Source organism: Mycolicibacterium sp. XJ1819 (assembly GCF_053483675.1).
Genome location: NZ_JBEFST010000013.1, coordinates 1 through 23340, shown reverse-complemented (window position 1 = coordinate 23340; position 23340 = coordinate 1). Strand labels below are relative to the sequence as shown.

The window sequence follows — 23340 nt, the reverse complement described above, 5'->3', positions numbered from 1 at the left end:
TTCTTCCCGCGAGCAGACGCAAAATCCGCCGAATTGCCACTTTTCAGCGGATTTTGCGTCTGCTCGCGGAGGAAGATCAGGGGCGGTGGGTGGCGAAGAAATCGTCGACGATGCGGATGCAGTCCTCACGGTCGATGGTGCGCACGCCGGTCATCACCCCGAAGATCAGCGGTCCCAGCAGTTGGGCCAGGGCCAGCGTCAGATCGAAGTCGCCGAGTTGTTCGCGCGCCTCGGGGCTGTGGAGCAGTCGGTCGAAGGGCCGCCGGTACTGTTCGATCACCTGGGCGCGCAGCGAACTTCGCGAGCCGTCGTCAGTCGGGCCCATCGACACCCACGCCAACAACGTGAGGTGCAACGGCGCCTCGTGAAGCAGCTCAGCCTGTCGGCTGAGCAGTTCGATCAGCTGTTCTCGTAGGCTCCCCGTCGGAGGAGGCGGGGTGACCTGCGGCAGGATTCGCTCGAAGGTTGCGGCGAGAAGATCTGTGGCGCTGCCGAAATGGCGGTATAGCGTGGTCTTGGCGACCTTGGATGCCCGCGTCACGGCGTCCACGGTGACGGCTTCGACACCGCCGGTGGTCAGGAGGCGCGCCGCCGCATCGAGCAACCGCGCACGTGACCGCAACCGCCGAGGATCGACGTCTCCGCCGGCATCGGCTACCGGTGTGTCGGTGGAAATCTTGGCTCCGTCCCGCAACTTATGCTACTCATAGTAGCGCAGCGCTACCGATAGTAGCTGAAATTGGCGGGAGTGTCATATGGAATCGTCCACGCTATCCGGGCATCAGAAGTGGACCCTGGCGGTTTCGTGTCTCACGGTCGCGTTGGTCCTCGGGTCCATGGCCGCGCTCTACACCTCGCTCGCCGACATCGCCGCGGCGACGGGGGCCAGCCAGGCGCAACTGACCTGGATCGTCGACGGCTACACGCTGGTGCTGGCCTGTCTGCTGCTGCCCGCCGGTGCGCTCGGCGACCGCTACGGTCGCCGGGCCGTCCTCGTCGCCGGGCTGGCGGTGTTCTCGGCGGCCTCGGTCCTCCCGTTGTTCTTCGCCGACCCCGTTTGGCTGATCGTCGCACGCGCGCTGGCCGGGGTGGGCGCGGCCTTGATGATGCCCTCGACGCTGTCGATCATGACCGCGACATTCCCTGCGGCGCAACGTGGTCGAGCGGTCAGCGTGTGGGCTGGGGTGGCCGGTTCCGGAGCCATCCTCGGCCTGCTGTGTTCTGGACTGCTGCTCGAATGGTGGTCGTGGGAGTCGATCTTCGTCGGGTTCGCCGCGGGCGGTGTGGCCCTGTTGATCGCCGCGTTGACGTTGCCGGAATCCCGCCAAACCGTTCGTCACCGATTCGATTTCGTCGGATCGGTGTTTGTGGTGGCCGCGATTGGGCTGATCGTGATCGCGCTCATCGAGGCGCCGGCACGAGGGTGGACCGATCCGACGGTGCTCGGGATGTTCGCGGGCGGGGCGGTCGCGACCGTGGTGTTCGTGGTCGCCGAACTGCGGACCGCTCACCCGGTACTGCAGTTGCGGCTGGTCGCCGACCGCCATTTCGGCGGCGGTGCGCTGTCGGTGGCCCTGCAGTTCATGGTCATGTTCGGGCTGGCCTTCCTGATCGTGCAGTACCTGCAACTGATCGTCGGTTACGGACCCCTGCAATCGGCTGTGGCGATCGCACCGTTCGGTATTCCGCTGTTGGCGGTGTCGACGGTGGCGCCGTGGTTGGATGCCCGCATCGGTCTGCGACTGCTGACGGTGCCCGGGTTCCTGCTGATCGGAGCCGGCTTGTATCTGCTGAGCCGGCTCACGGTCGACATCGAGTACGTCGACATCCTCTGGCCGCTGCTGGTGATCGGGGTGGGGCTGGGGTTGTGCATGGCGCCCGCGACGACGGCGATCATGACGTCGGTCTCCGAACAGGATCAGGGGGTCGGTGCGGCGGTCAACGACGCCGCCCGTGAAGTCGGCGCGGCCTTCGGTATCGCGATCGCGGGAAGCGTTCTCGCGGCGGGCTATTCCAACCAGGTCCGGCCCGTGCTGGCCCATGTTCCACCTCCCGCGAGGGAGCCGGTGTCCGACTCCCTTGTCGCCGCCCTGCAGGTGCTTCCGGATGGGGGCCCGTCGGCCGAACTCGTCGCCATGGCGAAAGCCGCCTTCGTCGACGGCCACAGCCAGGCCGCGCTGATTCTGGCCCTCGCCACCTTCGCGAGCGCTCTGATTCTCGCGCTGTGGATGCCCGAACGTGAACCGCCGCCGTATGGACGGCACGCCAAACGCGACGACCTACCTGTCGAGGAACCGTTGACGGTCTAAGGCTCGGTCGTCGTCTGCCCGCCCAACCGGCGAATGTCGCCGAGATGATGGTGGCATTCATGCCAGGCGCTCCTGGCCACCAGCGCCACGGTGATCGGTTGCCCACCCAACGTGATGACGCGCCGTTCGGCGTCGGGCGGTAGTGCGCCGAGTTGGGCGTTGAGGCGCTGGATACGGCGCTCGAACTGGGCGATCAGGTCCTCGAGGTCGGCGTCGCGGTAGCCCGCACCGGCCACCGATTCGTCCGGATCCACCATCGGCACCGTGGGATCGTCCTCTGCGAGGGCCTTTTCGATCAGCCACCGATGGAACGCCATCGACTCACGCAAGTGCCCGAGATACTCGATCGGCGCCCACACCTCGGGTCGCGGCCGCCGGCGCAACACATCCGAAGCGATCGACCGCATGCTCTCGCAAATCTGCGGCGCCACCTGCTCAAGTGCGACGGCCACCTTGGCCGGCGGCGTCGCTGACTGGTCGAACGCGCACTCGTCGCAGCGGTCTTGCATTGCGGCTCCCTTTACCGACGACACTTGAGCCTAGAACCTACGGTGTCGCGCCCGGCAGGGTGGAAACGATGTAGAAACGATGAGGTGGGCTCGTCCATCACACCCCTGGCCGGAGATCTCGCCTTTCCGGAAGCACCGCGGTGGCGACACGACAGGTTGTGGTTCTCCGACATGATCGGCAAGCGCGTGTGTACGACGAGTCTCGACGGCTCGCTGGAGACCATGGCCGTCTTCGACGAGATGCCCGGCGGCCTCGGGTTTTTGCCCGACGGGACACCGTTGGTCGTCGGTATGGACTCGACCTGTCTGTACGCCATTCGCGACGGCCGCCCGCAGCTGTATGCGGACCTGCGGGCCGCGGCGTCCGGTCACCTCGACGACATGGCGGTAACCGCTGAGGGTGTCGCCTATGTCGGCGTGGTCGGCACCATGGCCCCGGATGCCAAGGGTGCACCGCCGGGTGGAGGAGTCGTACGGGTCTCGGTCGACGGCACCGCGACCCTCGACGCCGACGGCATGGCCTTCCCCAACGGCGCGGTGGTGACGGTGGACGGCCATCGTCTGCTGGTCAACGAAACCTTCGCCGAGCGAATCACCGCCTTCAACATCGGTCCGGACGGACGCCTGTCGAATCGACGGGTATGGGCTGACCTTCCCGGTATGCATCCCGACGGCCTCGCACTCGACGAGGAGGGCGCGGTGTGGGTCGGCTGTTATGCGGAGGAAAAGTTCGTCCGCGTCCTCGACGGCGGTGAAATCACCGACACCATCGCGACTTCGGGACGGTGGGCCACCGCCGTCGAACTCGGCGGGCCGGACGGCCGCACTCTGTTTCTGCTCACCGCCGAGACCGACGTCAACCGCTTCTTTCGCGGAGACTCTCACGGCCGAATCGACACGGTGCGCGTCGAGGTTCCCGCCCCACAAGGAGTGGCATGACGCAAAGTGCCGAGCTACCACCAGAAATCCTCTCGTGGATCAAGGATCTCACCGGAGCCGACCATGCTCGTGCGCAACGCCGACCGGGTGGCGGCAGGCGCGAGGCTTGGTTGATCGATGTCGACGGGCCACGGAAAGGACGCATGCCGCTGTTTCTGCGGTATGACCGCTCCGACCCGGCCGAGACCGGAGATCCGTTCACCCTCGACCGTGAGTCACGGTTTTATGCCGCACTGCAGGACTTCGAGGTGCCGGTGCCCCGACTGGTCGGGTCGCACCCGAAACTGCAGGCGGTACTGTGCGAGCGCGTTCCCGGCGAGACGTGGTTCTCCCGGCTCACCGACGAGCAGCACCGCTTGACGATCGCGCGCGAGTTCATGACGACGCTGGCCGCCCTGCACAGAGTCGACCCGGCCAACGTCGACCTCGACGAACCGCGGGAATCGGTGCACGCCTGCGTGGAAGCCGACATCACCCGTTGGGAATCCCTCTACCGGTTCGGTGGTCCTCCAAAGGATCCCACCATCGAGTTCGGCCTCGCGTGGCTGAAGGCCAACATTCCCACGCCCGACATCGACCCCGTGATCGTCCAGGGGGACACCGGCCCCGGAAACTTCCTCTACCGGGACGGTCACATCACCGCCGTTCTGGACTGGGAACTGGCTCACTTCGGCGACCCGATGGACGACCTCGGCTGGCTGGCGCTGCGGGCAGTGCAGGAGCCGTTCACCGACTTCGTCGACCGGCTCGCCGACTACCAGCGCGCCTCCGGGACCACGGTGGATCTCGACCGCCTGCGTTACTACCGCCTGTTCGCCGAGCTGAAGGTGGTGATTTTGGGCTTTCGGCGCTCGGTGGAGTATGACCCTCTCGCCGAGATCGGCAATCTGTTGATCTACGAGACTCTGCACAACAGGCTGTTCGCCGACGCGCTCGCCGAGCAATACCAGCTGACAGATGACGTCTCGGTTCACCTCGACGCCGAAATCACCGAGCACCAATGGGTATACGACGTGATGCTGGCCCAGTTGCGCGACATCATCGTCCCCGGTACCGCCGATCCTTTTGTCGCGCTGCGGGGCAAGGGGCTGGCGCGCATGACCAAGTATCTGCGCGAGGTCGATCGCCGAGGCCGCGCCGCCGAACAGGTGGAACTCGATCGGCTGCAGGCACTGCTCGGCACCCGGCCGGCGTCGGTGCCCGAAGGTCGCGCAGAGCTGGCGACCGGCATCACCGAGAAGTCGCTGAACGACCTCGAACTCGTCGGCTATCTGTGCGAACGCGCGTACCTGCAACTCGAACTGATGCGGCCGGCGATGGGTGTACTGGCCGACCGCCGGTTCGACCCGCTACCCGCGACACGCACGCTGCACAACGAGTCATCATGACCATCGAGAATGTCTTCGGCCCGCAGGACGACGCTCTGCACCCGCCGGGCGACTCCCATTACGAGAACGAGACGTTCTGGTTCTCCTACTTCGTTCCCGCGCGCCGCATCGGTGGCTGGATCTACGCGTCGGTTCGGCAGAACGCGGGCGTGACGGCCGGGGGCATGTGGCTGTGGGACGACAGCAGCCCGCATCCCATGGACGCACCGTTCTACGAGTACTTCGCCCATCTGAAGCCGCCGACCCAAACCGGTTCGGGGCGAATCGATTTTCCCACCGGCATGAGTGTACGGGTGCGCGAGCCACTGATGGCCTACGACGTCAGCTACGACGACCGGGACCGGATGCGCGCCGAGTTGCGGTTCGACGCGCTGGAACCGCCGGTGCCGCTGCGCACAGGCGAGCCGCCCTATCCCAAGGCACACCACTTCGATCAGACCGGCCGGGTCACCGGAACCATCCGCCTGGACGGCGAGTCGATTCCCGTCGACTGCTTCGCCATGCGGGACCGGTCGTGGGGGCCGCGGCCCGAGCGCGGCTACCGCAGGGTCGGCTACACGTGGGCGGCCGGTCCGGAGCTGAGCCTGTTGACCTTCACCGCGCCGTCGGCCGAGGATTCCGTCGAGCAGATCTACTCTGGCTACCTACGCCGTGGAGACCGGCTCGACCGGCTCGTCGCCGGAACCCGCCGCGTCGAGCGTGACCCTGTCGAAGGCTGGGTGGTCGGTATCGACGTCGAGGCGGAAACCGAAGGCGGCGAACGTATCAGCGGGTATGCGCGCGGAGAGAGCCGGTTGCTGCTCTCGACCGCCAACCACATCTGCGCGTGCACACTGTTGTCCTGGGAGGTCGACGGCACCCGGCTGGCGGGGGAGGACCAGGACGTGTGGCCGATGCACGAGTGGCGGGCCTTGCGCGCGGCGGGCAGGGCGACCGCGTCGCGCACCTCCTATGGTTAGATCATTGCACTTATGGCTGCTCCGAGGATCGTCGTCCGTACCCCACGCGGTGCCACCCGCGGCAGCACCGAACGCCTACGGAATTGGGCTTCCGAGGTGGAAGCCACCCGGATCCACGGCGTGTTCTCCGGCGACCACGTCAGTTTTCACGACGGGACGGGCTACGACGGTCTGCTCGAGGCCACCGCGGTGGCGGTGGCGGCTCCGCGACTGAGCGTGTGGACCGCGGTGTACCTGTTGGCACTGCGGCATCCGGTGACCGTCGCGCGTCAGGTCGCGACGCTGTCCGAAATCGCTTCGGGCCGTTTTGTCTTCGGTATCGGGCTGGGCGGCGAGGACCCGCACGAACTGCAGATCTGCGGGGTGGACCCCCGACGACGCGGCCGTCGCCTCGACGCCCACCTCGACGTGGTACGCGCACTGCTGGCCGGCGAGGAGGTCACCGTCGACGATGAGTTCCTCGACATTCCCGGCGCGATCATCCGCCCCGTCCCCGACCCCGCGGTGCCGATCCTCGTCGGCGGCCGTTCCGAGGCCGCGCTGCGACGGACCGGTCGGGCCGGCGACGGCTGGATCGCGCTGTGGATCACCCCGGACCGCGCCGCCGGCGCGCTGGAGGTCATCGCCGCGCACGCGCGGGGCCGCGCGACGCCGCCGACCCGACACGCGTTGATGATGTGGTGCGGACTCGGGTCGTCCGTCGAGCAGGCCAGATCGCTGGTGGCACCGGTGATGGAGGACTTGTACAAAATCCCGTTCGCCAAGTTCGAGCGCTACACGCCGTGCGGAACACCTGCCGACATCGCCGCCGCCGCAGCGCCGTTCGTCGAACTCGGCTTCAACGACATCCTGCTCAACGGTGTCGCCGAGGACGATGACGCGCTGATCACTCTCAGCGACGAGGTGGCCGGCCTGCTCGGCGGGTAAGTTCCCCCGAATCGTCTAACCAATCTCGGCTCGAGAGGGGTTGAACACCCACGCCGTGCGTCCGGTTCGGTGGCTATATATTACAATCGTCTAACTCAATGCAAAGGGAGCGCGATGGAGTTTGGTCTGTCGGAAGAGCACGCCGCTCTGCAACAGGTGGCGCACGACTTCGTCGATCGGCACTGCCCGCCCCGGCTGGCCAAGGAGTGGGACGAAGCCGGCACCTATCCCGCCGAGTTGTTCACCGCGATGGCCGACATGGGCTGGATCGGACTGCCCTTTCCGGAAGAGGCCGGCGGTGGGGACGGCAGCGCGATGGAACTCACTCTCATCGCCGAGCAACTCGGTCGCGCGAGCCTCGACATCGCGATGTGCTACATCGGCTCGCTGATTCCCGCGCTGACCGTGTACAAGTGGGGCACCGACACGCAGCGCGAAGCGATCAAGACCTCGATGATCCCGGGCCGTTCGCGGTTCGCGGTGGCCATCAGCGAACCCGACACGGGTTCGGACGCAGCGGCACTGCGGTGTTCGGCGGTCGACGCCGGCGACCATTTCGTCGTCAACGGGCAGAAGATGTGGTGCACAGGTGCCGGACTGCCCGGCACGGACATCATGATGTACGTGCGGACCGCCAAGGGCGAGCGCAAGCACGACGGGATCAGCATCCTCATCGTCAACGCCGAAACCCCCGGGGTCAGCCTGCGCAAGGCGCCCACGCTGGCCCGTCACATCCTGGGCACCTACGAGGTCTTCCTCGAAGACGTGGTGGTGCCGAAGGAGAATCTCGTCGGCGAACAGGACGACGGCTGGTCGGTGATGCTGTCGAACCTGGAGCTGGAGCGCGTGTTGATGAGCGGCGGTTACGTCGGGGTGGCGCAGGCCACGCTGGACGAGGCGCTCGAATACTCCAAGGAGCGGACGGCGTTCGGCCGGCCCATCGGCAACTTTCAGTCGCTGGCCCACGCGATGGCCGACATGCAGGTCGAGATCGACTCCGCGCGGTTGCTCGCGTACCGGGCGGCATGGCTGCTCTCACAGGGCAAGGCCTGCTCGCGGGAGGGTGCGATGGCCAAACTGAAGGGCTCGGAAACCTACGTCGCCGCCGCCCGGCTGGGCATGCAGATCTGCGCAGGACACGGTTTCTCCACCGAGAGCGTGATGAGCTTCCGCTGGCGCGAGTCGATCGTCGCGCCGATCTCCGGCGGTACCAGCCAGATTCAGCGCAACGGCATCGCCCGCTCGATGGGGCTGCGCACCTACTGATTCGGTCGCGGCTCGCGCGGTAGTCCCAGTGCCGACTCGGCGAGGATGTTGCGCTGGATCTCCGAGGTGCCCGCGTAGATGGTGCCTGCAATCGCCGTCAGCCAGGTGTGCGACCACGAGGCGGTCGAATTCGGGGCGTCGGCGTCGTCGGTCCGGAAGTGCCGCAACGGCATCCGACCCTGCGGCACCATCGCCGCGGGGCCCAGGAGGGTCATCGCGAGGTCGGTGACGTCGCGGTGATGCTCGCTCCAGTACAGCTTGGACACCGACGCCTCTGCGCCGGGCGGGTCACCGCGTAGCCAGCCGGTCAGGATTCGCTTACCGAGATAGCCCATGATCTGCGCCTTGGTGTAGGCCCGGGCCAGTTGGTCGCGCACCAGTTCGTCGTCGGCCAGACCGCGTTCGCGCGCCAGCGCGATGAGCCGATCGACCTCGGCGCGAAACAGCACCGGGTTGGTGGCCGCTTCGTCGCCGCGCTCCAGCCCGAGCAGCGCCATCGCGGCCTCCCAGCCGCGGTCGACGCCGAGGACGACGTTGTCGACCGAGGTGCGCGCGCCGGTGAAGAACACCTCGTTGAACGCCTGGCTGCCGGACGGCATGGTGATGGGACGCACCTCGATACCGACCTGATCCATCGGCACGAGCAGCATCGAGATGCCGCGGTGGCGCGCGGCGTCGGGGTTCGTCCGCGCCAGCATGAAGATCCAGTTCGCCTGTGCGGCCTCGGAAGTCCAGATCTTCTGGCCGTCGATCACCCACTCGTCGCCGTCGCGGCGGGCGCTGGTCCTGATACCCGCGAGGTCGGACCCGGCCGCGGGTTCGGAGAACCCCTGACACCAGCGGTCGGCGCCGCTGACGATGCGGGGCAGGAATCGCTGCTTCTGTTCGTCGGTGCCGAACCGCAGCAGCAGGTTGCCGATCATCTTGATACTGAAATTGTCGTTGGCGCCGTTGGCCGGTACGCCGGCGCGGACGAACTCCTCGACCAACACCACCTGCTGCAGCTTGGTCAGCCCGGCACCGCCGTACTCGGTGGGCCAGGCCGGAGTCAGGTAGCCGTGTTCGGCGAGCAGCCCTCGCCACCTCTCGGTGAACGCTCGGGCCTCCTCCGCGTCGAGGTGTCCCAGGCCCTGCCAATCGGTCGGCAGATGCTGTGCAAGAAACGACCGCACCTCGGCGCGAAAGCCTTCGACTTCGGCGGGATAGCGTGCGTCCACTCAGCCTCCACCGAATCTGGGGGCGCGGCGTTCGGTGAACGCGGCGAAACCCTCCCGGCCGTCGGGGGAGGCGAACAGGTCGGCGACCGTCGCCCGTTCCCGCTCGATGCCCTCCTCGATCGGCATCGTCGAGGTCGTCTGCAGCAGGCGTTTGGCCGCCGACGGTACCTGGGCGGCCCCGTCGGCCAATTCGCGCGCCAGGCCCGCCGCGACCTCGAGCAGGTCTTCGTCCTCGGCGAGACGATTGACCAGACCGAGTTCGTAGGCCCGCCGGCCGTCGACCGGGGTTCCCAACATGAGCATCTCGTTGGCCACCCCGGGGGGAACCAGTCGCGGCAGTCGCTGTGTGCCACCGGCGCCGGGCAGCAGGCCCAGCTTCGCTTCGGGCAGACCGAGTTTGGCGGTGGGGGTCGACACCCGGAGATCACATGCCAGTGCAAGCTCCAGGCCGCCGCCGAGTGCGGAGCCGTGGATCGCGGCGATGACCGGCAGGGTGCTCGACGCCAGCACCTCGAGCGCATCGGTGAAACCACGGATGAACTCGGCGAACTCGTCGCGGCCGGTGAAGCCCCGCATCTCGGCGATGTCGGCGCCGGCGCAGAACGCGCGTCCGCTGCCATGGATGATCACGGCCCGCGCCGAGTCCCCCTCGACATCGCGGATCGCTGCCGCCAGCTCACCGTAGGTCTGGGAGCCGATCGCGTTGAGGCGGTCGGGTCCGTCGAGTTGGAGCCAGCCGATGCGGTCCTGCGCCCGGGTTCGGACTCGGGTCGTCACGTCAGCTCACTGGGCGGGGAGGTCGAGGAAGTTGGGCTGGCGTTTTTCCCGGTGGGCGGCAAGCCCTTCGCGGACCTCGGGCCCGCCGAAGCCGATGAACTCCAGGCCCAGCGACGCCTCGAACGTCGGACCGAACACCCGGTACCACTGGTTGAGGCTGTGTTTGGTCCATCGGATCGCCGTCTGTGCCCCTGCCGCAAGGGATTCGGCGATGCGCTCGGCCTCGGTGACAACGTCGTCGTCGTCGACGACCTTGGACACCATGCCGATGCGCTCGGCTTCCTCCCCGGTCAGCGTCTCGCAGGTCAGCAGGTAATACTTGGCTTTGGGCATGCCGGCGAACAACGGCCAGCAGATCGCCGCGTGGTCACCCGCGGCGACCCCAAGCCGGGTGTGGCCGTCGATGATCCGGGCGGTGCGGGCGGCCACCGAGATGTCGGCCAGCAGCGCCACCACCAAGCCCGCTCCGACCGCGGGCCCGCGGATGGCCGAGATCACCGGCTTCGAGAAGCCGACCATGTTCATCACCAGGTCGCGTGCCTCGCGCATGATCTTGATCCGCGTGTCGTAGGCGTCGATCATGGCGTCGAGCAGGTCGAAGTTGCCGCCCGCGGAGAACGCCTTGCCCTCGCCGCGGACCAGTACCGCGCGCACGTCGTCGTCGCGGTCGATGACCGGCCACATGTCGGCAAGGTCGCGATGCATCTGCGGGGTCACCGAATTCAGCCCGGGGGAGTCCAGCACGATGTGCAGCACCCCGTTGTCGGCGACGTCGAAGCGAAGACTGGGGAACTCGGAATAGTCGTGCGGCATGTATGCCCCTTTCGGCGGCCGGGGAAAGCAAGTATATAGTTAGATGATTGTACCGTAGCTCGAGCCCGGAGGGCTGATGCCAGAAATTCCGCAGGTCGTTGTCGTCGAAGCTGTGCGGACTGCCGTCGGTAAGCGTAAGGGAGCCCTTGCCCACAAACTCGCACCCGATCTGCTCAGCGACGCGCTCGCCGCGCTGATGTCGCGGGCCGGCGTCGATTCGGCCGTCGTCGGCCAGGTCACCGGCGGATGCGTCAGCCAGGTCGGGCAGCAGTCCGGCAACGTCGTGCGCAACGCGTGGCTTGCCGCCGGGCTCGACCAGCGTGCCGCCGCCTCGACGATCCAGTCGCAATGCGGGTCGTCGCAGCAGGCCTTCACCCTGGCCTACGGTCTGCTCGCCGGCGGTGTCGTCGACGTCGCGGTGGCCTGCGGCGTGGAGTCGATGGACCAGGTCCCGATGACCTCGAGTGTCATGCCCGAGCTCGGACCGTCGAAAACGCCGCGTTATCAACAGCATTACGAGATCACCACGCAGTTCGAGGCCGCCGACCGGATCGCCGAGGCGTGGAACCTGAGCCGCGACGACCTCGAGGAGTTCGCAGTGATGTCGCAGTCGCGAGCGGCCGATGCGCTGGCTGCGGGCCGGTTCGACGGGCAGATCGTGCCGGTGGACGCACCGGTCGTCGACGAGCACGGAAAGATCGCCGGCACAAGGACGGTCAGCGCGGACGAGGGGCCGCGCCCGACCACCCGGGAGGGGCTGGCCGGCCTGCGGGTCAACCTCAAGGACCGGCCGGGCGCGCTGCACACCGCCGGTACGTCGTCGCAGATCTCCGACGGCGCCTCGGCGCTGCTGTTGATGACCGAGGACAAGGCCGCCGAACTCGGGGCGTCACCGAGGGCGCGGGTGGTGGATTCGCTGATGATCGGCAGCGATCCGGTGCTGATGCTGACCGGCCCGATCCCGGCCACCGAGCGCATCCTGGCCCGCAACGGCCTGTCGTTGGCCGACATCGACGTCGTCGAGATCAACGAGGCCTTCTCGTCGGTGGTGTTGGCGTGGGCGAACGAGATGAAATCCGACCTCGGCAACGTCAACGTCAACGGCGGGGCGATTGCGCTGGGCCATCCGCTCGGGGCGACCGGAGGCGTCCTGCTGACCAAGGCGCTGCACGAACTCGAACGCGTCGACGGGCGCTACGCACTGGTGACGATGTGCGTCGGTGGCGGGATGGGCACCGCCACGCTGATCGAACGCAGCTGAGCCGACGCCATGGACTTGCAACTGGATGCCGCGCTGCAGGGCTTTCGCGACGAGATCCGCGACTGGTTCGCCGAACATCTCGTCGGACGGTTCGCCGATCACCGCGGTGTCGGTTTCTCCTGGGACGACTCGGCGTGGGACGTGCGGGTGGCCTGGGACCGCGAACTGGCCGCGGGCAACTGGTTGTGCCTGGGATGGCCGCGTCGATACGGGGGCCATGACGCCAGTGTGGACGAGCAGTTGGTTTTTCAGCTGGAGTACGCGGCGGCCGACGCGCCCTACCGGGCCGGTGTGCAGGGCCAAGACCTGCTGGGCCCGATCCTGCTGACGTTCGGCACCGACGCTCAGAAGGACCGGTTCCTGCCGAAAATCTCGGCCGCCGAGGAGTTCTGGGGGCAAGGGTTCAGTGAGCCGGGCTCCGGCTCCGACCTGGCCAGCCTGCGCACGAAGGCGGTGCGTGACGGCGACGAGTGGGTGCTTGACGGGCAGAAGATCTGGATGTCGGCCGGTGCGCGCGCCGACTGGATGTACGTGCTGTGCCGGACCGACCCTGACGCGCCCGCTCATCGCGGTATCTCGCTGCTGCTCGTACCGGTCGACCAGCCCGGCGTCGAAGTGCGCCAGATCCGAAACATGCTCGGTGGCGCAGACTTCTGCGAGGTGTTCTTCACCGGGGCGCGCACCGATGCCGACTTGCTGGTCGGCGGCGAGAACCAGGGCTGGAAGGTGGCGATGGGTGCGCTCGGGACCGAACGCGGCACCACTTTGCTCGCCGAGCATCTGCGCATCCAGCGCGAGGTCGACCAGATGATCGCCGCCGCGGCGGCCTCGGGGCAGCGGGGACTGGCCGCGGTGCGGCGGGATCTGGCCACGGCATGGATGGAGGCGAGGATCATCGAGTGGAACGGCCTTCGGCTGATGAGCGCGCTCAAGGACGAGCGCGGCGGCCAACCCGCGACACAGGCGTCGGTCAGCAAGGTGTTCGCCAGCGACGCGCACCGCCGGATGGGTGAAACCGCGGTACGCGCGATCGGGCCTGCCGCCGAAATCGTCGGGGAGGACTATGAATTGGACAGGCTACAGCAGGTCATGTTGTCCAGCCGGGCCGAGTCGATCTACGGCGGCACCACGCAGATCCAGCTGAACCTGCTCGCCGAACGCGTGCTGGGATTGCCGAGGGAACCGCGATGACCGCACCCGCCGAGCGTTTGCTGCAGCGCCTCGATCTGACCCCAGCAGGCGACGATCGCTTCATGAGCCGGGCCCCGGGCGCCCCGGTGCGGATGTACGGGGGCGAACTCGCCTCCCATGCGCTGGCCGCGGCCAACCGCACCGTCGAGGGTGATCGACTGCCGCACCACCTGCACTGTGTCTACCTGTCCGGCGGCGACCCGGACCACCCGCTCGAACACTCCGTCACTCGGGTCCGCGACGGGCGGTCGTTCTCGATGCGCAGGGTCGACGTCCGCAACGACGGGCGGGCCGCGCTGACGGCCACAGTCGGCTACCACGTGCCCGACGCCGGCTTCGCCCACGGCAGGCCGATGCCGAGCGTACCTGTGCCCGACGACCTTCCAGGCATCGCCGATTCCGACGACACCGCGTGGATTCCGTGGGCCGCTCGCCATCCCGAACTGGAGATGCGCGTGGTGCGGCCGGATTGGGACGATCCTCTGGGCCGTCGACGCTTCTGGTGCCGGATATGCCATGACGAGGCACCGGTCGACGAACTGACGCAGGCTGAATTGGCTACCTACCTCAGCGATTTCACGATGATCGCCTCGATCCGCCTGCCACACGAGACACCGCGGGTGAAGAGTTATCTGCTGACCACGCTGACACAGAGCCTCTACTTCCACACTCCGTTTCGGGCGTCGGACTGGCATCTGGTCGACCACTGGTCGCCGGTGGCGGCGAGATCACGCGGCCTGGCGATGTCCCACGTGTACACCCCGGACGGTGAGCTGGTGATGTCGGGTGTGCAGGAGGCGCTGGCGCGTCGCTTGCCTCCCGACTATCAAACGTGACCTGCCGTGCTGCCCAACTCGCGACGCAGCAACTTGCCGTTCGGGTTGCGCGGTAACGCGTCGACGTACCGCCATTGCACGGGGATCTTGAAGCCGGCCAGGCGTTCCCGGCAGAACGCGCGCAATTCCTCTGAGTCCGGCGGATTCCCGGGGTCGGCAGGCACGACCACTGCCGCGACGGTCTCGCCGAGGCGGCGGTCCGGTATGCCCACCACTCCGGCGTCGAGGACGCCCGGATGGGTGGCCAGCACCTGCTCCACCTCGAGCGGGTAGATGTTCTCACCGCCGCGGATGATCTTGTCCCCGCGCCGGCCGACCAGGTAGAGATAGCCCTCGTCGTCGAGGCGTCCGATGTCGCCGGTGTGCTGCCAACCCTCGGCGTCCACGACGAACGAGTGCGCACAACGCGCCCAGATCTCCCCGACGCCGTCGGGGCCCGCGTCGTGAATCTTCAGTTCCACGCCGGGTGCCGCACGCCCTACCGACTTGAGCAGTTCGGGGCGGCCCGCCACCGCGGCGCGGTGGTCCTCGGGGCTCAGCACGGTCAGTGGACTGCCCTCCGTCTGCCCGAAAAGGTTGACGAAGTCCACATCCGGATTGAGTAGCTGGATACGTCGCAGTGTGTCGGGATGGATGGGGGAGGCGCCGTATCCGATGACGCGCAGGCTCGGCAGCACGAGGGCCCCGGCGTCCAACAGCGTCTCGATCGTCGACACCACCAGAACCGCGTGTGTCGGCGCCACCGCTTCCAGGCTGCGCCAGGCCGCCACGCTGAAGGCCGGGAACATCACCACGGTGGCACCGTTGGCCAGGGCGACAGCGATGTTGCCGATCGCGGCGATGTGATGGAAAAGCGCGGTCATCACGAACCGTGCGCCGGGTTCCAGTCCCAGCAACCGGCCGTTGACGGTGGCGCGCTGTGCCAGTGCCGCCTCGGTGACCAGCACCTGCTTGGGCAGCCCGGTGGTGCCGGAGGTGTGCATCACCAGCGCGATCGCATCGGGGTCGCGTGCCTCAGGCAGCGCACGGTCGACGAGTACAGGTTCGCTGACGACGAGTACCCGACGGCCGGTGGCAGCGGCCAGATCGCTTGCCATGTCGAGCCATTCGGGTTCGGTGAGAATCACGTTGCCTGCGATGTTCTCGATGCACGCCAGCAGTTCACGGCGCGTCAACCGGTGCCCCAAAGGGGCCAATGGACGGTTGGTGAGCGCGCACGCCAGCAGCATCGCGATCGACCACGGGCGAGTCGACAGCAGCCCGACCACCTGCTCGCCCTCGGCGACGCCGCCGTCGTCGAGGAACGCGCATGCCCCTGCGGTCATCGCCGAGAACTCGGAGCGCGAATACTCCTGCGTGCCTTCGGGTGTCACCGACACCACCGCCGGCAGGTGCGTGTCGTGGCGCAGCTGCCCGAGGACCCGCTGGGACCAGGTGGGGTCAGACGCCATCTCGGGCACCCTCCTGGCTCATGGAATCTAGAACGAGGTTTATTATATAACTGAATATGTCGCGCGACGGGACAGGCAGGTCACGGTGGATTTCGCATTGGACGCCGAGCAAGCGATGCTGCAGCAGGTGGTGCGTGACTTCCTGGACGCGAAATCTCCGGAGAACGCGGTGCGCACGCAGATGAGCGACCCCGCCGGCTATGACCGCGCGCTGTGGCGACAGATGGCCGATCAGCTGGGTCTGCAGTCCCTGGCGATTCCCGAGGAGTACGGCGGCGGCGGGTTCAGCTTCGTCGAAGTCGGCATCGCCCTGGAGGAGTTGGGGCGGGCGTTGGCGGTCACGCCGTTCCTGGCGTCCTGTGTGATGGCGCCCCAACTGCTGCTCGCGGTGGGCGACGACGTCGCCAACCGGCGGTACCTGCCCGCGCTGGCGAGCGGCGAACTCATCGGCACGGTCGCGCTGGCCGAGGACCGCGGGTCGTGGCGGCCCGCCGACGTCACGACGACCGCGACACAGCGCGGCGACGGCTGGGTACTCGACGGGCACAAGAACTTCGTGCTCGACGGCGCGGTCGCCGATCTGATCCTGGTGGTCGCCCGAGCGGGTGAGCACATCGGGATCTTCGCCGTCGACGCGCCCGCTGCCGGCTTGACCAGAGCCGCCCTCGAGACCATGGACCAGACGCGCAAGCAGGCCCGGCTGGAGTTCGCCGACTGCCCCGCGACGCTGGTGGGCGCGCTGGAGGCGGGCCCAGCGGCCGTCGACGCGATGCTCGACCGCACGCTGGTGGCGGTGGCCGCCGAATCGCTTGGCGGGACCGCGCGGGTGCTCGAGATGGCGGTGGACTACGCCAAGGTGCGCGAGCAGTTCGGCAGGCCGATCGGCTCGTTCCAGGCCATCAAACACAAATGCGCGTCGATGCTGGTCGACCTGGAGTCGTCGCGGTCGGCGGTGTATTACGCGCTGTGGGCCGCCAGCGTCGACAGCGGGGAGGTCTCGGAGGTGGCCAGCCTGGCGAAGGCGTTCTGCACCGACGTGTACCTCTCGGCGTGCGGGGAGAACATCCAGATCCACGGCGGTATCGGGTTCACCTGGGAGCACCCCGCTCACCTGTACCTCAAGCGCGCCAAGAACTCTCAACTGTTCCTCGGCAGCTCGGACTTTCACCGCCAGCGCCTCGCGGACCTGATCGGCATCTGACGATCAGGCCATGGTGAGGCCGCCGCTGACCGACAACGTCTGGCCGGTGATGTAGGCCGCGCCGTCGCCGGCGAAGAACACGACTGCGGGAGCGACATCGTCGGGCGTGCCGATTCGCTTCATCGGCACGGCCTTTCCGAGCGCGTCGTACATGCCCTGGCTCTTCTCGGCGATCTGGTCGAGCAGCGCGGTGTCGGTCGGCCCCGGGCACACGGTGTTCACCGTGACGCCCTTGGTCGCGGTCTCACGGGCCAGCGCCTTGGCGAACGCGATCACCGCGCCCTTGGTGCCCGAGTACACCACCTCGCCCGACGAGCCGACCCGGCCCGCATCGGACCCGATGTTGACGATGCGGCCGTACCGGCGCTCCAGCATGCCGTCGAGTACGGCCCGGGTGACGATCACGGTGCCGAGGTAGTTCACCGACACCACCTGGCGCCACGTGTCTTCCGTCGACTCGACGAACCGCTCGATCTTGTCGATGCCTGCGTTGTTCACCAGGATGTCGACGGGACCGACCGAGGACTCGACGGCGGCCACCGCCGCGCCCACCGACGCGCTGTCGGAAACGTCCATGGCGAAGCCCGCGCACTCGCCGGGCAGGCGGGCGGCCAGGTCCCGGGCCGCGTCGCCGACGAGGTCGCAGGCCGCGACCCGGGCGCCGGCGTCGGCCAGGTGCCGACAGATGGCGCTGCCGATGCCGCCGGCGGCGCCGGTCACCAGCGCGATGCGTCCTTGCAGGGTCATCAGGCCTCCTCGGTGGGCAGTGGTGCGGGCTCGGACGTGGTGTCGGGGTCCCACGGCGCGAAGACGGGCGCGCGCTTCTGCAGGAAACTGTCGACGCCCTCGCGGAAGTCGCCGTGGTCACGCACCACGTCATACCAGTAGCGGAACGCCAGCAGGCGGGCCTGTTCGTGGGCGTCCTTCTCGGCGGCGTACACCTGGCGCTTCATCACCCCCATCGCCAGCGGCGAGGAGTTGGCGGCCAGCCCCTTGGCGTAGGCCACGGACTCGGCCAACAGCTTGTCGGGTTCGTACACGCGGTCCACCAGTCCCAATCCCAGGGCCTCCGGCCCGGAGACGACTCGGCCGGAGAACAGCAGATCAAGCGCGGTCGACAGGCCGACGAGCTGCGGAAGCGACCACGCCAGGCCGTGTTCGGCCATGATGCCGCGCTGCGCGAACGCGGTCGTGAGCTTGGCGTCGGCCGCGGCGAAGCGCAGATCGCAGTTCACCGCGGCGACCAATCCGATGCCGGCGCATCCGCCGTTGATCGCGGCGATGATCGGTTTGGGAATGGTGCGCGGCAGCGTGATCGGTGGCCGCAGATGCGGCTGGGTCGAGGCGCCGCCGTGCGCGACGTCGGACAGCGCAGTGGCGTCCATCCCCGGACAGAAGTGCCTGCCCGCGCCGGTGACCACGATGACGCGGACGTCCCGGTCGTCGGCGCACGTCCGCAGATGGCGGTAGTAGTCGGCCTCCATCGACACCGACCACGCGTTCTTGCGCTCGGGATTGTCGAAGGTCAGCACGGCGACCCCGTCGGACACCTCTCGCCGTACCAAGCCGGCGGTCTCCGCGGTCGTCATGGGCAGTCTCCTTCCTGGAGCGTAATCGTGTCAGCGTCGAAACCCCAGTCCCGCAAAACATCCCGAGTGTCGGCACCACGCGGGGGAGGGGCGGCGGGTAGGTCGGCCGGGGTACGGCTGAATCGGGGCGCCGGCGCGGGCTGCACGGTGCCCCCGATTTCGACGAACGCCGACCTAGCGACCGCGTGGGGGTGCTCAGGCGCCTCGTCAAGGCTCAGTACCGGGGTCACGCAGGCGTCGGTGCCGTCGAACAGCGCCGCCCAGTGCGCGCGGTCGCGGGTGCGAAAGACTTGAGTCAGCACCTCTTTGCAGCGGGTCCACTGGTCGGGATCCTCGCGCGGCGGCATGGAGCCGTCAGGCAGGTCGAGCAACTCCATAAACCGTGCCCAGAACTTGTCCTCGAGCGCACCGACCGCGACGAACTTGCCGTCGGCGCATTCGTAGACCTCGTATTGAGGGGCGCCGGTGTCGGACAGATTGTGCCCCGGCGGGTTGGCGAACCGACCCTGAGCGCGCATCCCGTACGTCGTGGCCAGTTGCAGCGCAGCGCCGTCGACCATCGCGGCGTCGACGACCTGTCCCTCGCCCGTGCGGGCGACGTGCACCAGCGCGGCCGCGATGCCGAACGCCATCAGCATTCCGCCGCCGCCCATGTCGGCCACCAAATTAAGTGGGGGCACAGGCCGTTCGCCGGCGCGCCGGAAGTTGTCCAGAGCGCCCGCCACCGCGATGTAGTTGATGTCGTGGCCGGCGGTGTGGGCCAACGGACCGGTCTGGCCCCACCCGGTCATGCGCGCGTACACCAGACGCGGATTGCGGGCCAGGCATTCGTCGGGCCCGACCCCGAGCCGTTCGGCGACGCCGGGCCGGTAGGCCTCGACCAGCACGTCGGCCCGGTCCACCAAGCCGAGCAGGGTCTGGCGCCCGCTGTCGGACTTGAGGTCCAGTTCGATGGAGCGACGTCCGCGGTGCGGGACGTACTTCTCGGCGTCGACACCCGACCGCCCGGCGTCGGAGTCAGCGGGCACGTCGCGTTCCACCCGGACTACCTCGGCGCCGAGATCTGCCAGCAGCATGCAACCGAACGGGGCAGCGCCGATACCGGCGAGCTCGAGAACGCGAATTCCGTTCAGCGGACCCATCACTGACGTGTTTCGTCGAAGTCGGCACCGCGGATGAGTCGGACCGGGGTGAACACCAGGACCTCGTCGTCGCGCTGGTTGCGGACGCTGACGTGCGCGGTGACGACACCGCGCCCCGGTTTGCTCGAGGCGCGCGATTCGGTGGTGGTGACCACGGCGTGCAGGGTGTCGCCGACGTACACCGGGCGTTTGACCGTCAGTTCCATGTGCATGAATGCCAGTCCGGTGCCGTTGAGCACGTTGGTCTGCAGGATCAGTCCCTCGGCGATGCAGTAGATCATCGCGCCGGGCACCAGGCGCCCGGTGTAGCCGCCGGCCGCGGCGTGTGAGGCGTCGTAGAACAGCGGTTCGTTGAAGCCGCCCCAGGTGATGAACGAGATGAGATCGGCCTCGGTGACGGTGCGTGTGGCGGTGCGGAACTGCGAGCCCGCCTTCATCTCCTCCCAGGTGCGGCCTCGCACCAAGGGGGCGACGTCGGCACTGGGAGTGGGCGTGTCGGTGGTCACGGTTGTCACCTTTCGTCGTGGGAGGTGTGGTGTGGATGTGCATTGCGGATGTCGTCGATCGCGGGTTCCCACATCACCGGGTCGTGGGGATAGGGCGCGTAGAAGGTGAACCGGTCGACCAGGCCCGCATAGCGCTGTGCGACAGCAGTGCCGACGTCGTCGGGTTCGGCCACGACGGCGAACGCGGTCAGCATCTCGTCGTCGATCAGATCGCCCATCCGCGTCCACCGGTCGGGAAAGTCGCTGCGCGACAACTCGTTCAGATCTGTCCCGAGATCGCTCCACCCGTGCAGCTCCAGTACCGAGTGGTAGGCGGGAGTACTGGCGTAGAACGCGATCTGTTCGCGGACTCGCCGAACCGCCTCGGCCATCTGCTCTTCGGTCCGCCCGGATGCCACCAGCCCCTGGAAGCTGATCGAGAAGTTCTGCAGACTTCGACCGGACGCGTCGAGTCCGCGCTGCAGCGCGGGCAGCGTGCGTTCGCGCCAGTACCGCAGGGTGGTGAACGGATGCGGCATCAGGCCGTCGCAGACCCGGCCCGCGACCTCGGTCATCGCCTCGCCGACGGCGGCCAGGTACACCGGCGGGGCACCGAACGGGCTGGTGCCGGGGGAGAAGAACGGCGTCATCAGGGTGTGGCTGTAGAAGTCGCCGCGGAAGTCGAGCCTCTCCTCGTTCTGCCATGCCGACCAGATCGCCTGCATCGCCTCGACGAACTCGCTCATCCGGGCCGCCGGGCGACTCCACGGCATGCTGAACCGGCGCTCGATGTGCGCCTTGACCTGGCTGCCCAACCCCAGCATGAACCGGCCGCCGCTGAGCACGTGCAGATCGAGGGCGGTCTGCGCCAGCGACATGGGGTTTCGCGCGAATGCCACCGCGATCGACGTACCGATCTGCAGGTGCTCGGTGGTCTGTGCCACCGCGCCCAACGGAAGGAACGGATCGTGTGCGGATTCCGCGCTCCACAGCCCGGCGTAGCCGGCGCGCTCGGCCTCGCGACCGCGATCGGTGAAATGCGCAAACGTCGGCGGCGACGACCAGGTGAGCTTCGCATCAACCAGCACGGCTTAATAGTATAATTAGATAGATATATTTTGGCGACCGGGCCGTAGATGTGCGCCACGGGTCGAACCCCATGATCTGGCATAATCATCTACCTCAAACTTCGGCGGCGCGGGAGATGACATGACGGCTGACTCGGCTGATCAGGCGCAGCCCTTCCGGGTTCCCAAGATGGCCGAGATGATCGCCAACCGTCTGCGGCGCCAGATCGTGCGCGGTGAGTTGGTCGAAGGTGAGGCACTGCCTTCAGAGCAGGAGCTGCAAAAGAAATTCGACGTGTCCCGCCCGACGCTGCGGGAGGCCTTCCGCATCCTGGAGTCCGAGTCGTTGATCACGGTGCGACGAGGCGCCCACGGCGGGGCCCGGGTACGGGTGCCCGACTTGGAGGTCGCCGCGCGGTCCGCCGCGGTGATCCTGGAATACCGCGAAACTCCGCTCAGCGATCTGTACGAGGCGCGCATCGTCATCGAACCCGCGGCGGTCGGACTGTTGGCCGCCAAGCGGACCGACGACGATGTCGCGCGGTTGCGGGCGGCGCTGGCCGAACACGACGCCACAGCAGACGATCCGAATCGTTCGATTCGCACTCACACCGCTTTTCACGCGATGCTGATCGAATTGACCGGCAACCACACACTGCAGTTGCTGACCGGGATGATCGACCACATCATCAGCCTCGCCAACTGGAAGCACATCGAACGCGACGCCGGCTCCCCCGAACACGCCGTCGCCGCGTCGCGCGGCCTCAAGGCACATCACCGCATCGTGGACCTCATCGAGGCGGGGGGTGTGGCTGGCGCGACCGAACTGTGGCGCAAACACCTCACCGAGGCCCGCGACTACCTGCTGCGCGCCGACGAGAAGACCGTCCTCGATCTATTGGGCTGACAGGACAACTCGCGCCTTATCGGGGTGCGCCCTTGTGCTGGGCATCGGCCAGCAGTTCGCGCGCGACGATGATCTGTTGGATCTCGGCGACGCCCTGGGCGACGTCGAAGAAGACCGCTTCGCGGTACAGCCGTTCGACCACCATCTCGCGGGTCAGACCGTATGCCCCGCAGACGTGCAGTGCGGCCGTGGCGGCCTCGCGGGCCGCGCGTGCGGAGGTGAGTCGCGCCGAGGCCGCCGCCGCCGTGACCGATGCCCCCTCGTCCAACCGATCGGCACACGCCAGCACGAGAGCGTCGGCGGCCAGCGTCTGGGCGGCTGCGCTGCCGAGCACGGCCTGAATCGTCGTGAACCGTTGGGCAATTGCCTTGCCTCGATGCTGTCGGGCGAGGCCGTAGGCGCTGGCTTCATCCAGTGCGCGGCGGGCGATGCCGACGCAGATCGCGGACGCCCGAACCTTGCCGAATGCCTCACCGGTGAGCATGATGTCGAATCCGGCGTCGGGCGATCCGACGGCCATCGAGTCGGGTACCCGCACCTCGTCGAGAAAGACGGGCCGGGCTTCGGTGCCGCCCATCGACAGCACCTCGCTGCGCGGGCCGACAGACCAGCCGGGGGCGGACGTGGAGACGACGAACGCGCCGATGGTGGTGTCAGAGGTGCGGGCGAAGACCAGCGCGGCCTCGGCCTGGTCGGCATAGGAGATGAATTGCTTGGTGCCGGAAAGCACCCAGTCTGCGCCGTCACGCACGGCGCGCGTGGTGATCTGGCGCGGGTCCGAGCCGGTCGCCGGTTCGGTGAAGGCCCACGCCGCGATCGCTTCGCCGGATACCAACCGGGGCACGAGCGTCGCCACCGCGTCTGCGGTGCCGTGCTCGATGAGCGTGGCCGCCACCTGAATGGTCGTTCCGGGATACAGCGCCGCGACGGCGCAGTGACGGGCGACTTCGGCCGAGGCGACGGCATAGGCGCGGACCGTGCCCCCGTCTCCGCCGTACGTCTCGGCGAAGGGCAGGCGTGTCAGGCCGAGCTCGCGTACGGCAGACCACAGCTCCGGTGAGAAGGCCTGATCGCGGTCCACCTGCGCAGCCAGCGGGCGCACCGTC

The 23340-nt window shown here is 67.8% G+C and carries 23 protein-coding genes; 11 read left to right on the top strand and 12 right to left on the bottom strand.

What is annotated here, in order from left to right:
• Nucleotides 1-76: 76 nt before the first annotated feature.
• On the bottom strand, nucleotides 77-676 hold the full coding sequence (locus ABQE89_RS15565; protein ID WP_448418391.1) for a TetR/AcrR family transcriptional regulator: 600 nt from the start codon (nucleotides 674-676) through the stop codon (nucleotides 77-79).
• A 79-nt stretch (nucleotides 677-755) separates the two neighbouring features.
• Between ABQE89_RS15565 and ABQE89_RS15560 the strand changes: the two genes are divergently transcribed.
• On the top strand, nucleotides 756-2309 hold the full coding sequence (locus tag ABQE89_RS15560; RefSeq protein WP_448418081.1) for an MFS transporter: 1554 nt from the start codon (nucleotides 756-758) through the stop codon (nucleotides 2307-2309).
• Here ABQE89_RS15560 and ABQE89_RS15555 read toward each other — a convergent pair.
• Nucleotides 2306-2818 carry a DinB family protein gene (locus ABQE89_RS15555; protein WP_448418078.1) on the bottom strand — a complete coding sequence of 171 codons (513 nt, stop codon included), beginning with the start codon at nucleotides 2816-2818 and terminating at the stop codon, nucleotides 2306-2308. The genes ABQE89_RS15560 and ABQE89_RS15555 overlap by 4 nt on opposite strands.
• Nucleotides 2819-2902: 84 nt before the next feature.
• On the opposite strand from ABQE89_RS15555, the gene ABQE89_RS15550 reads away from it, so the two are divergent.
• The 5 genes from ABQE89_RS15550 to ABQE89_RS15530 all read left to right on the top strand — a co-directional run bounded on the left by ABQE89_RS15550 (nucleotide 2903) and on the right by ABQE89_RS15530 (nucleotide 8297).
• The gene (locus ABQE89_RS15550) at nucleotides 2903-3757 is read left to right on the top strand and encodes an SMP-30/gluconolactonase/LRE family protein (protein ID WP_448418076.1); all 855 of its coding nucleotides are present in this window, start codon (nucleotides 2903-2905) and stop codon (nucleotides 3755-3757) included.
• The gene (locus tag ABQE89_RS15545) at nucleotides 3754-5145 is read left to right on the top strand and encodes a phosphotransferase family protein (protein ID WP_448418074.1); all 1392 of its coding nucleotides are present in this window, start codon (nucleotides 3754-3756) and stop codon (nucleotides 5143-5145) included. The genes ABQE89_RS15550 and ABQE89_RS15545 overlap by 4 nt, the downstream gene beginning before the upstream one ends.
• Entirely contained in the window at nucleotides 5142-6104 is a 963-nt protein-coding gene (locus ABQE89_RS15540) for a DUF7064 domain-containing protein (RefSeq protein ID WP_448418072.1), read from the top strand. The genes ABQE89_RS15545 and ABQE89_RS15540 overlap by 4 nt, the downstream gene beginning before the upstream one ends.
• 12 nt (nucleotides 6105-6116) lie before the next feature.
• Nucleotides 6117-7031, top strand: a complete 915-nt coding sequence (locus ABQE89_RS15535) for an LLM class flavin-dependent oxidoreductase (RefSeq protein ID WP_448418070.1) — start codon at nucleotides 6117-6119, stop codon at nucleotides 7029-7031.
• Between the two features lie 114 nt (nucleotides 7032-7145).
• On the top strand, nucleotides 7146-8297 hold the full coding sequence (locus ABQE89_RS15530) for an acyl-CoA dehydrogenase family protein (protein WP_448418068.1): 1152 nt from the start codon (nucleotides 7146-7148) through the stop codon (nucleotides 8295-8297).
• Here the strand turns inward: ABQE89_RS15530 and ABQE89_RS15525 are convergent.
• From ABQE89_RS15525 to ABQE89_RS15515, 3 genes are read right to left on the bottom strand one after another with little or no spacing between them, the layout of a single operon-like run.
• The gene (locus ABQE89_RS15525) at nucleotides 8291-9514 is read right to left on the bottom strand and encodes an acyl-CoA dehydrogenase family protein (RefSeq protein ID WP_448418066.1); all 1224 of its coding nucleotides are present in this window, start codon (nucleotides 9512-9514) and stop codon (nucleotides 8291-8293) included. The genes ABQE89_RS15530 and ABQE89_RS15525 overlap by 7 nt on opposite strands.
• Nucleotides 9515-10291: an enoyl-CoA hydratase/isomerase family protein gene (locus tag ABQE89_RS15520; RefSeq protein WP_448418064.1), complete on the bottom strand. Its 777-nt coding sequence runs from the start codon at nucleotides 10289-10291 to the stop codon at nucleotides 9515-9517.
• Between the two features lie 6 nt (nucleotides 10292-10297).
• Complete coding sequence (locus tag ABQE89_RS15515) at nucleotides 10298-11104, bottom strand: enoyl-CoA hydratase/isomerase family protein (protein WP_448418062.1); 807 nt, start codon at nucleotides 11102-11104, stop codon at nucleotides 10298-10300.
• Nucleotides 11105-11180: 76 nt separating this feature from the next.
• Between ABQE89_RS15515 and ABQE89_RS15510 the strand changes: the two genes are divergently transcribed.
• Genes ABQE89_RS15510 through ABQE89_RS15500 form a run of 3 tightly spaced genes read left to right on the top strand, consistent with a single transcriptional unit; the run spans nucleotide 11181 to nucleotide 14392 of the window.
• On the top strand, nucleotides 11181-12365 hold the full coding sequence (locus ABQE89_RS15510) for an acetyl-CoA C-acyltransferase (protein ID WP_448418060.1): 1185 nt from the start codon (nucleotides 11181-11183) through the stop codon (nucleotides 12363-12365).
• 9 nt (nucleotides 12366-12374) lie between these two features.
• Nucleotides 12375-13556 carry an acyl-CoA dehydrogenase family protein gene (locus tag ABQE89_RS15505; protein WP_448418058.1) on the top strand — a complete coding sequence of 394 codons (1182 nt, stop codon included), beginning with the start codon at nucleotides 12375-12377 and terminating at the stop codon, nucleotides 13554-13556.
• A complete protein-coding gene (locus tag ABQE89_RS15500) occupies nucleotides 13553-14392 on the top strand; it encodes an acyl-CoA thioesterase (RefSeq protein ID WP_448418056.1) in 840 nt (279 codons plus the stop codon). Before ABQE89_RS15505 ends, ABQE89_RS15500 begins: the two co-directional genes overlap by 4 nt.
• Here the strand turns inward: ABQE89_RS15500 and ABQE89_RS15495 are convergent.
• Nucleotides 14383-15843, bottom strand: a complete 1461-nt coding sequence (locus ABQE89_RS15495) for a class I adenylate-forming enzyme family protein (RefSeq protein WP_448418054.1) — start codon at nucleotides 15841-15843, stop codon at nucleotides 14383-14385. The two genes, ABQE89_RS15500 and ABQE89_RS15495, sit on opposite strands and share 10 nt — an antisense overlap.
• A gap of 85 nt (nucleotides 15844-15928) precedes the next feature.
• Here ABQE89_RS15495 and ABQE89_RS15490 point away from each other — a divergent pair, with 85 nt between their 5' ends.
• Nucleotides 15929-17044, top strand: a complete 1116-nt coding sequence (locus ABQE89_RS15490) for an acyl-CoA dehydrogenase family protein (RefSeq protein WP_448418052.1) — start codon at nucleotides 15929-15931, stop codon at nucleotides 17042-17044.
• Nucleotides 17045-17047: 3 nt separating this feature from the next.
• Here ABQE89_RS15490 and ABQE89_RS15485 read toward each other — a convergent pair whose 3' ends face one another.
• From ABQE89_RS15485 to ABQE89_RS15465, 5 genes are read right to left on the bottom strand one after another with little or no spacing between them, the layout of a single operon-like run.
• Nucleotides 17048-17785 (bottom strand): SDR family NAD(P)-dependent oxidoreductase, encoded by a 738-nt coding sequence (locus ABQE89_RS15485; protein WP_448418389.1) that lies wholly within the window; start codon nucleotides 17783-17785, stop codon nucleotides 17048-17050.
• A 5-nt stretch (nucleotides 17786-17790) separates the two neighbouring features.
• Nucleotides 17791-18633, bottom strand: coding sequence for an enoyl-CoA hydratase-related protein (locus ABQE89_RS15480; protein WP_448418050.1), 843 nt, complete (start codon nucleotides 18631-18633; stop codon nucleotides 17791-17793).
• The gene (locus tag ABQE89_RS15475; RefSeq protein ID WP_448418048.1) at nucleotides 18630-19775 is read right to left on the bottom strand and encodes a CaiB/BaiF CoA transferase family protein; all 1146 of its coding nucleotides are present in this window, start codon (nucleotides 19773-19775) and stop codon (nucleotides 18630-18632) included. Before ABQE89_RS15475 ends, ABQE89_RS15480 begins: the two co-directional genes overlap by 4 nt.
• Nucleotides 19775-20281: an FAS1-like dehydratase domain-containing protein gene (locus ABQE89_RS15470; protein ID WP_448418046.1), complete on the bottom strand. Its 507-nt coding sequence runs from the start codon at nucleotides 20279-20281 to the stop codon at nucleotides 19775-19777. The genes ABQE89_RS15475 and ABQE89_RS15470 overlap by 1 nt, the downstream gene beginning before the upstream one ends.
• 5 nt (nucleotides 20282-20286) lie before the next feature.
• Nucleotides 20287-21348: a TIGR03617 family F420-dependent LLM class oxidoreductase gene (locus ABQE89_RS15465; protein WP_448418044.1), complete on the bottom strand. Its 1062-nt coding sequence runs from the start codon at nucleotides 21346-21348 to the stop codon at nucleotides 20287-20289.
• 121 nt (nucleotides 21349-21469) lie between these two features.
• Between ABQE89_RS15465 and ABQE89_RS15460 the strand changes: the two genes are divergently transcribed.
• The gene (locus tag ABQE89_RS15460) at nucleotides 21470-22234 is read left to right on the top strand and encodes a FadR/GntR family transcriptional regulator (protein WP_448418042.1); all 765 of its coding nucleotides are present in this window, start codon (nucleotides 21470-21472) and stop codon (nucleotides 22232-22234) included.
• A 16-nt stretch (nucleotides 22235-22250) separates the two neighbouring features.
• Here the strand turns inward: ABQE89_RS15460 and ABQE89_RS15455 are convergent.
• The coding region (locus ABQE89_RS15455) for an acyl-CoA dehydrogenase family protein (protein WP_448418040.1) at nucleotides 22251-23340 on the bottom strand (1090 nt) is incomplete at its 5' end.